At 41.8% G+C, this 11,690-nt stretch carries 13 protein-coding genes and 1 pseudogene; 8 read left to right on the top strand and 6 right to left on the bottom strand.

Annotated features, from left to right (window positions below):
• The 3 genes from IM450_RS17865 to IM450_RS17855 all read right to left on the bottom strand — a co-directional run.
• The coding region (locus IM450_RS17865; RefSeq protein ID WP_287664520.1) for a DUF4164 family protein at nt 1–399 on the bottom strand (399 nt) is incomplete at its 3' end.
• A gap of 289 nt (nt 400–688) precedes the next feature.
• The gene (locus IM450_RS17860) at nt 689–1,279 is read right to left on the bottom strand and encodes a PAP/fibrillin family protein (protein ID WP_002747500.1); all 591 of its coding nucleotides are present in this window, start codon (nt 1,277–1,279) and stop codon (nt 689–691) included.
• Between the two features lie 179 nt (nt 1,280–1,458).
• Nucleotides 1,459–2,022 (bottom strand): phycobilisome protein, encoded by a 564-nt coding sequence (locus IM450_RS17855; RefSeq protein WP_287664517.1) that lies wholly within the window; start codon nt 2,020–2,022, stop codon nt 1,459–1,461.
• Between the two features lie 291 nt (nt 2,023–2,313).
• On the opposite strand from IM450_RS17855, the gene rseP reads away from it, so the two are divergent.
• The 3 genes from rseP to IM450_RS17840 all read left to right on the top strand — a co-directional run bounded on the left by rseP (nt 2,314) and on the right by IM450_RS17840 (nt 4,746).
• Complete coding sequence (rseP, locus tag IM450_RS17850; protein ID WP_287664514.1) at nt 2,314–3,405, top strand: RIP metalloprotease RseP; 1,092 nt, start codon at nt 2,314–2,316, stop codon at nt 3,403–3,405.
• Nucleotides 3,405–4,061 (top strand): endonuclease III, encoded by a 657-nt coding sequence (gene nth, locus IM450_RS17845; protein WP_043998123.1) that lies wholly within the window; start codon nt 3,405–3,407, stop codon nt 4,059–4,061. The genes rseP and nth overlap by 1 nt, the downstream gene beginning before the upstream one ends.
• Nucleotides 4,062–4,137: 76 nt before the next feature.
• Nucleotides 4,138–4,746 carry a rhomboid family intramembrane serine protease gene (locus IM450_RS17840; protein ID WP_002804258.1) on the top strand — a complete coding sequence of 203 codons (609 nt, stop codon included), beginning with the start codon at nt 4,138–4,140 and terminating at the stop codon, nt 4,744–4,746.
• Here the strand turns inward: IM450_RS17840 and IM450_RS17835 are convergent.
• A complete protein-coding gene (locus IM450_RS17835) occupies nt 4,743–5,069 on the bottom strand; it encodes an antibiotic biosynthesis monooxygenase family protein (RefSeq protein WP_002759792.1) in 327 nt (108 codons plus the stop codon). The genes IM450_RS17840 and IM450_RS17835 overlap by 4 nt on opposite strands.
• Before the next feature lie 160 nt (nt 5,070–5,229).
• Between IM450_RS17835 and IM450_RS17830 the strand changes: the two genes are divergently transcribed.
• Nucleotides 5,230–5,772: an NADPH-dependent FMN reductase gene (locus tag IM450_RS17830; RefSeq protein WP_002804257.1), complete on the top strand. Its 543-nt coding sequence runs from the start codon at nt 5,230–5,232 to the stop codon at nt 5,770–5,772.
• Here the strand turns inward: IM450_RS17830 and folB are convergent.
• Both folB and IM450_RS17820 read right to left on the bottom strand, forming a co-directional pair.
• Complete coding sequence (gene folB / locus IM450_RS17825; protein ID WP_002804255.1) at nt 5,759–6,115, bottom strand: dihydroneopterin aldolase; 357 nt, start codon at nt 6,113–6,115, stop codon at nt 5,759–5,761. The two genes, IM450_RS17830 and folB, sit on opposite strands and share 14 nt — an antisense overlap.
• Nucleotides 6,116–6,339: 224 nt before the next feature.
• Entirely contained in the window at nt 6,340–7,323 is a 984-nt protein-coding gene (locus tag IM450_RS17820; RefSeq protein WP_287664504.1) for a glycosyltransferase family 2 protein, read from the bottom strand.
• A gap of 266 nt (nt 7,324–7,589) precedes the next feature.
• Here IM450_RS17820 and IM450_RS17815 point away from each other — a divergent pair, with 266 nt between their 5' ends.
• The 4 genes and pseudogenes from IM450_RS17815 to IM450_RS17800 all read left to right on the top strand — a co-directional run.
• Nucleotides 7,590–8,510 carry a glycosyltransferase family 2 protein gene (locus tag IM450_RS17815; RefSeq protein WP_043998122.1) on the top strand — a complete coding sequence of 307 codons (921 nt, stop codon included), beginning with the start codon at nt 7,590–7,592 and terminating at the stop codon, nt 8,508–8,510.
• Nucleotides 8,511–8,524: 14 nt separating this feature from the next.
• Entirely contained in the window at nt 8,525–9,484 is a 960-nt protein-coding gene (locus IM450_RS17810; protein ID WP_287664500.1) for a GDP-mannose 4,6-dehydratase, read from the top strand.
• A 2-nt stretch (nt 9,485–9,486) separates the two neighbouring features.
• On the top strand, nt 9,487–10,704 hold the full coding sequence (locus IM450_RS17805) for a glycosyltransferase family 4 protein (RefSeq protein WP_002804242.1): 1,218 nt from the start codon (nt 9,487–9,489) through the stop codon (nt 10,702–10,704).
• Between the two features lie 30 nt (nt 10,705–10,734).
• Nucleotides 10,735–11,469 (top strand): annotated as a pseudogene (locus IM450_RS17800) (glycosyltransferase family 2 protein); the annotation flags it as partial.
• Nucleotides 11,470–11,690: the final 221 nt, after the last annotated feature.

The raw sequence follows: 11,690 nt of genomic DNA, 5'->3' as shown, positions 1-11,690 counted from the left end.
GATCGCTCCTCCTAAAAGAATAATTAACGTCCAAACTTGATTTTTTTGGGTTCCTTCCACCTTTTCTAGTCTTCTATCCATCCCATCGACTTTCTCAGTTAGTTTTGCTTGTCCTACCTCTAGCTTAGTTAGCCGTTCGTCAATCTTATCAAATTTCTGGTTAAAATCCTTCTGTAGGCTGTCAAATTTCTGGTTAACATCTTGTTGCAAGGTGTCGATTTTTTGGTTAACTTCCTTCTGTAGGCTGTCAAATTTCTGGTTAACATCCTGTTGCAAGGTGTCGATTTTTTGGGTGACATCTCTTTGTAGGGTATCGATTTTTTGGTTAACCTCCTTGATGCTGTCTTTGATTTCCTTGAGTACAGATTCAAGACTATAAGTAACGGTTTCGTTAGACATTTTGATAAAATTCCTGGGAGTAATGATAGTACAATAATTTGATTTTAATCCTAAATCTGGTTATTAGAAACTGATTACCTATTGCCTAGTATTTAGTCTTATGGTAATAAGTAGCTGGTTATAATTAAATTAAAAATGGATTTTAGGTTCGATCCCCCCTTAATCCCCCCTTGATAAGGGGGGTGCCGATCCCCCCTTAATCCCCCCTTGATAAGGGGGGTGCCGATCCCCCCTTAATCCCCCCTTGATAAGGGGGGATCTGACAACTTTTAACGCCTACCTACTTAAGTTAGGTTTTTTCCTTAGCCAGAATAAAGACGCTGCCCTCGCTGCCGCGGCCGATGCGGAGATCTTCATCGAGATAGGTGATATCGAGCCAACCTTTTTGTTCACGATTATTGAAGGAAAAATCGAGGGGAGGAAATTTTTTGCCACTTTCGATCGCGTCGATAAATTCTTGGGGAGAATGATAATTGAGAAAACGTTGCAGACCGAGGATCGAGCGCTCAAATTTGACCATAACCCGACGCTCGGAGGTGGGTTCAAAGGTAGCGGCGACGATCACTGCTCCTTCTAACCAAGGTACGCCGGTAATTTCAGCAATATTGTAGAGTTTGGCCTTGTTCAGGTCAAGATATTGATAAATTTGCCCCAATTGAAAAAAAGGTAGGCGATCTAGTCCCAGAATGTCGCGGCTGCTGGTGAATAGTAAACGCCAATTGCCCCCTAATAGTTGTTTAACTTCGAGGGGATGAGGATGGGGATTGTGATCCTCCAATTGTTCGATCGCCGCTAAAATCCGCACGCGGTCGCTTTCCGTGGCCAGGAGTCCGCGATTTCTACCAGCGATCAATTCTAGTAATTTCGCTTTGGCATCCATAGAATCTCCCTCATTTTATAAAGTACCTCGACCCGCCAGGCACTCGATCGAGGTTTTTGGTGGCCCTAAGAGGCCCACCCGCGCCGATGATTTCATGGGTTCAACGGAGTTTTAACCTCGGTGAGCGGCATTTTTAACTGTTGGCCTCACTATTTTAACACGGATTAAATGCCTCGGTTTTAAAACTTTTTCATAACCGTAATTAAGTGATCGAAATAGGGAGTAATTGCGGTTTTTTCTGAGTCGCTAAAATAATCTAAACTGTATTGTTTTAAGGCTTCTAACCCCGAAATCATCGCCCCTAATGGTACTTGTAATTCTTGGTAAAGAAGACGCATATTTTCCAATCCCTCGGCGCTGGTGTAGGGAATCTGCTGTCCGGCGACACCGTAGGTAATACAACGTAAAAAGTTCCAGAAATCACGCCAACAAGCTTCGGCGCGGTGGGGTGGATGAAGATCGCCTCCGGGTTGAAAAATGGTAGGAAATTGGCTTAATAAAGCCTGACGAGCGTTATCGACGATACTATTAGCATTATCCCGCAGTTTTCGAGCTTGCTGACTAGAAACCAGTAAATCAGGCTCTAAATTGACGATAGTATCTAAATCACTATCATCGAGATAGCGAGTTTGATCATCCGCTTGTTGCCAAACAGCGATCGCTGCTTGCTGATAGGGCCAATTGGCGAAACTGATGATTCTCGCTTTTGGGATTAATTGCTGGGCGCGCTCACTCAAAGGCATCGATCGCTCTCCGTCGGGTCAAATTAGGCGGTTAAGATCACTTTTAGCATAAGTAGCTGGTTATAATTAAATTAAAAATGGATTTTAGGTTCGATCCCCCCTGAGTCCCCCCTTGATAAGGGGGGTGCCGATCCCCCCTTAGTCCCCCCTTGATAAGGGGGGCATCTGATAATTTTTAACGCCTACCTAATTAAATGATCGAAAAATTAGCGATAACTAGAGATTTTTTGCAATCTGCCCGGGAGGATCGCTTACAATTAACAAAAGCTAATTCATTATATTTTGATCATCATGTCAGTTTTAATAGCGATCGGTGTCCTTGCCCTATTAATTGTCGTTCACGAATTAGGTCATTTTGCCGCTGCTCGTTGGCAATCTATCCATGTTAATCGCTTTTCCATCGGTTTTGGTCCAGCTTTAGCTAAATATCAAGGTAAAGAAACAGAATACGCCCTCCGCGCCATTCCTTTAGGGGGTTACGTTGGTTTTCCCGATGACGATCCCGATAGTCAAATTCCTAATAACGATCCTGATTTATTACGCAATCGTCCTGTTTTCGATCGAGCTATCGTCATTAGTGCGGGAGTAATTGCTAATTTAATTTTTGCCTATTTTTTGCTTGTTACCCAAGTCGCTACGGTGGGTTTTCCCCAAATTAACTATCAAGAAGGGGTAATTATTCCAGAGGTTTTCACTGCTGAAAATTCCGTCGCTAAACAAGCGGGAATACAAGCGGGTGATATTGTTCTCGCTATCAATGATCAGCCCCTTGGTGCTTCTCAGAATGCCATTATTGACTTCCGTGACATTATTCAATCTTCCCCCGATCAACCCCTAAAATTAACCATCAAACGCCCTACAGAAACTCTCGATTTAATCGTTACTCCTGAATTGGGAAGTGATGGTCAGGGTAAAATTGGGGTGAGATTGGCTCCTAACGGTGAAGAAACTCGCCTGAAAGCCGATAATTTTGGTCAAGCTTTTAGCTTAGGTGCGGGTGAATTTCAACGATTAATTGTATTAACCGTGCAAGGTTTTGGGCAGTTAGTTAGTAACTTCAAAGACAGTGTTCAACAGGTAGCAGGACCGGTTAAAATTGTTGAATACGGAGCAGCAATCGCTCGTAATGATGCGGGTAATCTTTTTCAATTTGCCGCCCTAATTAGTATTAACTTAGCGGTGATTAATATTCTGCCTTTACCTGCTCTTGATGGTGGTCAGTTGGTATTTTTATTAATCGAGGCTTTAGTAGGTAAACCTCTCCCAACTAAACTGCAAGATAACATCATGCAAACAGGTCTAGTTTTACTCTTAGGATTAGGAGTTTTCTTAATCGTGCGCGACACGGCTAACCTAGCAGTTTTTCAGGATTTATTCCAGTGATGGCCCCGCGAAAAAAAACTCAGCTTCAAATGCGCGCCCTAGAGATTTTAAGCAACTTAAAGCGATTATATCCAGAGGCAACCTGTAGCTTAAATTATCAAACTCCCGTGCAGTTATTGGTGGCAGTGATTCTATCGGCACAATGCACTGATGAGCGGGTAAATAAGGTGACTCCTGCTTTATTCGCTCGTTTTCCCGATGCTAAATCCTTAGCTTTTGCCGAGCGAGAGGAGTTAGAAACTCTGATTCGTTCCACGGGATTCTATCGCAATAAAGCCAAAAATATTCAGGGTGCTTGTCAAAAAATTCTTAAGGATTTTCAGGGGGAAGTACCCAAGACAATGGAGGAATTATTAACTTTACCCGGAGTAGCTAGAAAAACGGCTAATGTGGTACTTGCTCACGCTTACGCGATTATTGAGGGGGTGACAGTAGATACCCACGTTAAGCGCTTAAGTAATCGTTTGGGTTTAACTACTAATAACGATCCGGTGAAAATTGAACGGGATTTAATGGCTTTACTACCTCAACCAGATTGGGAAACTTTTTCTATTAGTATTATTTACCACGGCCGGGCCGTTTGTAAAGCAAGAAATCCCGCTTGTTTTTCCTGTCAATTAGCCTCTCTTTGTCCCGCAGCAAACAGTAAACAGTAAACTGAAAACTCACACCTGATAACTGGTAACTGAATCACTGATAACTGATAACTGATAACTGATCTGGGGGGTTATAATGGGAAAAAATAGCTCATCCATCAATCTTATGAGTCAAGGATCACGGCAAGAAATAAAAACCCAAGCAATAATCCTCGCTACCTTTGTGGCGATTTTTTGGCTGTTAGAGATTTTAGATCAATTTGTTTTTCGGGGCAGTTTAGACATTTTCGGGATTATTCCCCATCAAGTCATCGGATTGCGGGGTATTCTTTTCGCACCTTTCCTACACGGTGACTTTCCCCATCTTATTGCTAATACGGTTCCTTTCCTGATTCTCGGTTGGTTGGTGATGTTACAGGAAACCAGTGACTTTTTTATTGTGACTGGGTTGACTATGCTGGTGGGGGGGTTAGGAGTCTGGTTATTTGCTGCTCCCGGATCTATCCATATCGGGGCAAGTATCTTGATTTTTGGCTATTTAGGTTTTTTATTACTGCGGGGCTATTTCCAGAGAAATATTCCTTCTATACTCTTGTCAATTCTAGTCTTTTTACTCTACGGTGGCACAATTTGGGGCGTTTTGCCTTCCCGTCCGGGGATTTCTTGGCAAGGACATTTATTCGGTTTTCTAGGCGGGGTTTTAGCCGCCAAATTAATCGCCACCGAAAAGAAACATTATCCCTAAATGGGGGAACCTTCTATCTCGCTACATACTTCATAAAAATCGGTGACAGGAGGTTTCGCAAACAGAGGAGCCATGGATTTCAGCAATAATTCATGGGCTTCGCTTTTATTTGCCTCCATATCATCAATTTTATCCCAGATGATCACGGCAATTCCTTCGTCGGTTCCGGGTTTTTGCAACAGAAAAGCTCCTTGGAATCCCGTGGAATAGGTGGAAACGGCCTTTTCGTAGAGTTTTTGGGCCTCGGAAAAACACCCCGGTTTGAATTCACCAATAGCCACATAGGCATATTTATGTTTGAGAAAATCGAGAAATTCTGGCATGGCAATCAGGGGAAATGGAATAAATCTTTCTTTCTACTCTCATTAAAACTTAGATCGATCGCTCCCTCCGCCCCATCGACATATTTTTTTAACTAAGCTTCCCCAATTGTCTCTTTTTTTGTTAGCTTATATGTAGTCGTTATGAGTTTGTATAAGTTCTATGATCAAAATCGTTGGTATTAATGGCAGTTTACGCAGCGGATCCTATAGTGCGATGGCGTTAGAAGTTGCTATCAGTCGATTAGGGGCGTTAGGAGTAGAAACGGAGATAATTGACCTAAGAAAACTCTCTTTACCCTTCTGTAACGGGGGAGATGACTATTCTGACTATCCCGATGTGGCCAAAATGCAGCAAACGGTTAAATCGGCAGCGGGATTAATTTTGGCGACACCGGAATATCATGGTAGTGTCAGTGGTGTGATGAAGAATGCCCTAGATTTAATGAGTTTTGAGGAGTTATCGGGAAAGGTTGCTGGGTTAATCAGTGTTTTAGGCGGCCAATCCAATAGTAACGCCCTCAATGATTTAAGAATTATTCTCCGTTGGGTTCATGCTTGGGTAATTCCGGAACAAATTAGCTTAGGACAAGCGTGGAAAGTCTTCAACGAAGAAGGAAAAATCCTTGATGAGAAGCTTTCCCAACGTTTTGACGCTTTTGCGCGAAGTTTAGTCGATAATACGCGTAAACTCAACGAGATCTAGTGATATCGATGGTGATTTTACCGGTAAAGTTGGGAATTGGGGCGGCGGGTTTTGATAATTGTACTCTTACCTGTCGCACGCCCTCGAGTTGTAGGATATCCTCAGCGATAACCGTGGCCAATTTTTCCACGAGGGCAAATTTGCCGGTTTCAATCTGGTGTTTGACAATTTCGATCGCCTGTCGATAATCTAGAGTATCTTCAATCGCGTCACTTTTGCCAGCAATGCTGATATCAACTTCTAGGGATAAATCCACCTCAAACCATTGACCTAAAACCTGTTCTTCGGCCAGATATCCTGTGTAACCGTAGGCACGAATTCCTGTAACGTGAATAGTATCCATAGATAGTTAAATTAAAAAACTGGTAGCGTTGGTCACAAAGATGAAGTGTAACCTAATTTGGTATCGACGGCCGACTCGCCAAAAGGAAAACTTCCTACCCGACCATTAAGATAACTGCCAAGTAAGTGGTTCTAATTAAATAGAAGATATATCCCCCCTATATCCCCCCTTGATAAGGGGGGTGTCTGACAATTTTTAACACCTACCTACTTATAAGTTATAGTTTATACGGCTCTCACCTGTTCAGCGTAATCTTTGGGGCGTAGTTGACGGAAACCTTGAAAAGCTAATTGTCTCAAGTTGAGAGGTAAATAGGAAAGCAGTAAACCCAGTCTAGCTCGTCGGGATTTTCCTGACAATTGCGAGGCTTTTTCTATTAAAACTCGCCCGGCTTCGCTTTCTCCCTTTTCAATTAATTTTATCCCCAAACATTCCTGTAAAAAAGCCGCCTTTTTCACTCTTTCTTCCTCTAATTTTACATCTTTAAAGTGATAACTTTCTGTACAAAACAATTTTGCTTGCAAAAAGTGAACCGCTTGTTTTAAGCTAGTTTGACCGCCATGAAAACGATATTCCATTAATAATTCTGGCAGAAAATAAGCTTGTTTTCCCGCTAAAGCTAAACGCACCAATAAATCAAAATCTTCACAACCATCAGCTTGAGAGCGCATATAATCCACATCGGCTAAAGATTGATAACGAAAAAGAGTCGAACCCACCTGTAAACTTTGATAGGAAAAAGTTTGTCTTTCTAAATCGGGAATAATCCCTTGTTGTAATCTGTCTTTGCCCCATTTCGCTGAATTTTCTTGGGTTGCCGCTGCCACTTTTTGTCCAAATTTATCAATAATCCAGTGATCGGTACAGACAAAATCAACCTTTTTTTCTTGATCTAAAATAGGTACAGTTTTCGCTAAAAATTCGGGAGTTAGTCCATCATCATCATCGAATTTAATAAAATATTCTCCCCGAGCAGCCGTAAAACCCGATCGCATATTTAAACTTCTGCCAAGATTTTGGGGATGACGCAGATAAATTATTCTCGAATCCTGAAATGCTGCCACCACTTCTGGGGTACGATCAGAAGAACCATCATCACAAACAATTAACTCAAAATCTTCATAAGTCTGCCCCAAGACACTATTAATCGAATAGCTGAGATAATCGGCGCGGTTATAGGTGGGAATACAAACAGTTACTTTCGGCATAATATTTTCAGTAATCAGTAATCAGTTATCAGTGGAGAGTGTTATAGCAGTTATCTTAATGGTGAGATAGGAAGTTTTCCTTTTGGGCAGTCGGTCGTCAATACCAAATTAGGTTATACTTCATCTTTACGAGAAACGCTATCAGTAAAAAGCAATCTCCTGTCTCCTGTCTCGGAGTCTCCTGTCTCCGGGTTAAAAAAGCATTTTTACATTTTTCTAAAGGGATGTTAAGTTTTAGGGTATTGGAATGAGTAACCTTGATAGCCATGGCTCCTAAAATAGCAGGGATTATCTGTACCCACAACCGCGATCACTACCTAGCAGCAGCGATCGATAGTCTTTTGGCGCAAACTTGCCCAGATTGCGAGATTTTAGTGGTTGATAACGCATCTACCGATAAAACCCGTCAAGTGGCCGAGTCGCGTCTGGGAGATGGGCGGCTAAAATACGTTTACGAACCTATTTTAGGGCTATCTACCGCCAGAAATCGCGGGGCGAGGGAAACTAGAGCGCCGATTTTAGCCTATTTGGATGACGATGCGATCGCTAGTCCTCAATGGTTGCAAATTCTGTTAAATGCCTACGAAAATAACCAAAAACTGGCAGTAGCAGGGGGAAAAGTCACCTTAATTTGGCCGCAAGGCTACAGTCAACCCAATTGGTTATCCGATGAGTTAGCAGGGGGTTTAGGGGCTTTCGATTTGGGCGACAATGTGGTATACATTAGCCAGGCGAATTTAACTCCGCGAGGGGTTAATTACTCGATTCGGCGAGATTTCTTGGAGAATATTGGCGGTTTTGACCCTAATTTGGGAAGAATTGGTAAAAAACTTCTCTCTAACGAGGAATTATACACTACAGAACTAGCAATCGCCCAGGGATGGCAAGTAGGCTATTTTCCCGCAGCATTGGTGGAACACAATGTTGCCCCGGAAAGAATCAATCGTCAATGGTTTATGCGTCGTAGTTGGTGGCAAGGCATCAGCGAACACTACCGGGAAGAAGTGGCAGGAAGGACGGGATTGGCTCAATTTAGGCGAGGAGGTGAGCGTTTGCTGAGAGGATTGGTTAAATATGTCAAATTTATCAATGATCCCGCTAAAAGCTTTGATAATCTTCTCTATGCCTACGGACAAATCGGTTATTTAAGCGAGGCCGCCAAGGCGATGTTAAACCTTCAAAAGTAAATTATTGTAAATAAATGGGTAAAAAAGCGTTAATTTGTGGTATATCGGGGCAGGATGGAGCCTACCTAGCCGAATTACTGTTAAAAGCCGGCTATACAGTTTGTGGCACCTCCCGGGATGCCCAAATGTCCTCTTTTAGTAACCTGAAACGTTTGGGAATCAAGGAACAGGTAAAACTAGAATCAATGGCACTGAATGACTTTCGCAGTGTCCTACAGGTCTTAATTAAAATTCAGCCCGATGAGGTCTATAATTTGGCTGGACAAAGTTCTGTCGGTTTATCTTTTGAGCAGCCAGTGGAAACCTTAGAAAGTATTGCCACGGGAACCTTAAATCTCTTAGAAGCAATTCGATTTACCAGAGCAAAAATTAAATTATATAATGCCGGGTCGAGTGAATGTTTCGGGGATATCGGCGATAATTCTGCCGATGAAAATACCCCTTTTCGTCCTCGCAGTCCCTACGCTGTGGCTAAATCGGCGGCTTTTTGGGAAGTGGCTAATTATCGAGAAGCCTACGGAATTTTTGCCTGTTCAGGCATACTTTTTAATCATGAATCTCCCCTACGTCCCGAGCGCTTTGTTACCCAAAAAATTATCGCTGCCGTGGCTAGAATTGCCCAGGGAATTCCTGAGACTTTACACTTAGGAAATATGGATATTCAAAGGGATTGGGGTTGGGCGCCAGAGTACGTTAAAGCGATGTATTTAATGCTGCAACAGGAGCAACCCGATGATTACGTCATTGCCACGGGAGAAAGTTCAAAACTAGAGGATTTTGTCGCCACAGCTTTTGCTACTGTTGGCTTAAATTGGCAAGATCATGTAATTTCTGATCGAAGTTTATTAAGACCAACAGATTTAGCCATTAGTCGAGGTAATCCCCGCAAAGCTAAGGAAAAATTAGGTTGGCAAGCACAATACAAAATGACCGATATTGTCCGCATGATGGTAGAAAATCGTTTAGAGGAATAGCTATGAATATCTTAATGATTAGTTCCACCTTTCCCTATCCACCTAGCAAAGGAGGAACTCAGGGCAGAACTTTTAATTTACTCAAATATCTCAGCAAAAATCATGATATTACTCTCATCGTTCAGCGTACTGCTGATGTCAGCGATGAGGAGGTAGGAAAGTTAGGTAAATTTGTTAGTGAATTGGTAGTTTTTCCCCGTCCTCGAGATGCCAAAACTGGAATAATTTCTAAACTGCAAAGATTAGCTCAATTCCTGCAAACGGGAACACCTCCCAATGTACTTTTTGGCTATTCTCAAGAGATGCAGAACTGGATAGATAGGGCAGTTAAGAGTCAAAAATTCCCAGTAATTACCAGTGAACATAGTGTTAATGAAATTTATATTCGTCCCCAATGGAAACAGCAAATTAGGACAGTAATTGATGTGCATAGTTCCCTCTATCAAACTGGCAAAAGTCAATTAGAAATTGGGGTTTCTAGTCAAGAATTACGGGATCGTCTCTACCTTCCTCTCCTGCGTCGCTACGAACAAAAAACTGTGCAGAAATTCTCAAAAATTGTCGTCACCACCGATGATGATCAAAAACAAATGGAAGAATTTGCCCCCAATGGAGAGATTTATTTAATTCCTAATGCAGTCGATTTAGATTTATTTCCCTATCGTACCGAGGAGCCTTCTGGACATAATTTAGTTTTTCTCGGTGGGTTAGATTATTGGGTTAATATCGATGCGGCCTGTTTTTTAGCTAGGGAAATTTTACCTCGTATTCAAATTACTTATCCCGATACTACTTTAACTCTAGTCGGTGCTAATCCATCCCTAGAAGTGCAAGAATTAACTAAGTTAAAAGGAGTAATTGTGACGGGACGAGTACCATCAATGACCACCTATCTTCATCAGGCAACTGTGGCAGTTATTCCCCTAAGAACAGGTTTTGGAATGAAGTTTAAAACCCTAGAATCTATGGCTGCGGGGGTGCCAGTGGTAGCCAGCGATCGAGGTTTAGAAGGATTAACAGTGGAAGGAAATAATGTTCCTCTAGCAGCCTTAAGGGCTAATAGTATTGAGGAATATTGTACGGCGATTAGTAGTCTTTTTGAATCGGCAGAGTTACGAGAAAAATTATCTAGAAATGCTCGCAAGTTAATCGAAGATAATTATACTTGGCAGCAAGCATCCACTAAGTACGAACAAGTTTTAGTTGCTGACATTTGTTAGAAAATTTTTCTAGTTTTTTGGTAAATTAATATGCTATCAAATCAAATCCCTGTGAAAATATCTGTTGTTGTTCCTCTGTATAACGAAGAAGAAAATATCGATGTTCTCTTTAGGCGACTTTTAGCGGTTTTAGAGGCACTAAATACCAGTTATGAGGTCGTTTGCGTCAATGATGGTAGTCGTGACAATACTCTCAAAAATCTCGTGGAATATCATCAACGTTACCCACAAATTAAAGTGGTTAATTTATCCCGTAATTTTGGTAAAGATATTGCCATGTCAGCAGGAATTGATTACAGTCAAGGAATGGCAGTCATTCCTATTGATGCTGATTTACAAGCTCCCCCCGAATTAATTGCCGAAATGATCGAAAAATGGCAGCAGGGTTATGATGTGGTTTATGCGTCCCGTCGGGTTAGAATTGGCGAAAGTTGGTTGAAACGTTTCACCGCAGAAGGTTTCTATCAAGTTATTAATAAATTAAGTCGGGTTCCTATTCCCCCTAATACAGGAGATTTGCGCTTGATTGATCGCCGAGTGGTAGAATCAATTAAAAAGATGCCCGAACGTCAAAGATTTATGAAAGGAATATTTGCTTGGGTGGGATATAAACAGACATCAATTTTATTCGATCGAGAACCCCGGTATCAAGGACAAACTAAATGGAATTACTGGAAATTATGGAATTTTGCCATCGATGGTATTACATCTTTTAGTTTTTTGCCTCTGAAGGTCTGGACCTATGTAGGATTTATCATTGCATTTAAGTAGGTAGGCGTTAAAAGTTGTCAGATGCCCCCCTTATCAAGGGGGGATTAAGGGGGGATCGGCACCCCCCTTATCAAGGTAGGGCTGTTTCATTCTCCCATCAGAATATCAAAAGTAAAAGCGATCACTATCAGGTAAAATGAGGAGTGACCGCCAACCTTTCAAATATATGTTGAGCTTAATAGAAAAACTAAAACAAGTCAAGGACTTTCGGAAAG

Origin of the sequence: Microcystis sp. M083S1, assembly GCF_020246405.1 — a bacterium.
In the GTDB taxonomy this organism is placed as follows: Bacteria; Cyanobacteriota; Cyanobacteriia; order Cyanobacteriales; family Microcystaceae; genus Microcystis; species Microcystis aeruginosa_C.
The sequence above is the reverse complement of the archived record's forward strand: the minus strand, read 5'-3'. Positions and strand labels throughout refer to the sequence as shown.

Excerpts from the sequence above, each read along its gene's own strand:
- IM450_RS17860 (WP_002747500.1), bottom strand. The coding sequence starts at position 1,279 with ATGGATGCCAAAGCGAAATTACTAGAATTGATCGCTGGTAGAAATCGC.
- IM450_RS17855 (WP_287664517.1), bottom strand. The coding sequence starts at position 2,022 with ATGCCTTTGAGTGAGCGCGCCCAGCAATTAATCCCAAAAGCGAGAATC.
- rseP (WP_287664514.1), top strand. The coding sequence starts at position 2,314 with ATGTCAGTTTTAATAGCGATCGGTGTCCTTGCCCTATTAATTGTCGTT.
- nth (WP_043998123.1), top strand. The coding sequence starts at position 3,405 with ATGGCCCCGCGAAAAAAAACTCAGCTTCAAATGCGCGCCCTAGAGATT.
- IM450_RS17840 (WP_002804258.1), top strand. The coding sequence starts at position 4,138 with ATGGGAAAAAATAGCTCATCCATCAATCTTATGAGTCAAGGATCACGG.
- IM450_RS17835 (WP_002759792.1), bottom strand. The coding sequence starts at position 5,069 with ATGCCAGAATTTCTCGATTTTCTCAAACATAAATATGCCTATGTGGCT.
- IM450_RS17830 (WP_002804257.1), top strand. The coding sequence starts at position 5,230 with ATGATCAAAATCGTTGGTATTAATGGCAGTTTACGCAGCGGATCCTAT.
- folB (WP_002804255.1), bottom strand. The coding sequence starts at position 6,115 with ATGGATACTATTCACGTTACAGGAATTCGTGCCTACGGTTACACAGGA.
- IM450_RS17820 (WP_287664504.1), bottom strand. The coding sequence starts at position 7,323 with ATGCCGAAAGTAACTGTTTGTATTCCCACCTATAACCGCGCCGATTAT.
- IM450_RS17815 (WP_043998122.1), top strand. The coding sequence starts at position 7,590 with ATGGCTCCTAAAATAGCAGGGATTATCTGTACCCACAACCGCGATCAC.
- IM450_RS17810 (WP_287664500.1), top strand. The coding sequence starts at position 8,525 with ATGGGTAAAAAAGCGTTAATTTGTGGTATATCGGGGCAGGATGGAGCC.
- IM450_RS17805 (WP_002804242.1), top strand. The coding sequence starts at position 9,487 with ATGAATATCTTAATGATTAGTTCCACCTTTCCCTATCCACCTAGCAAA.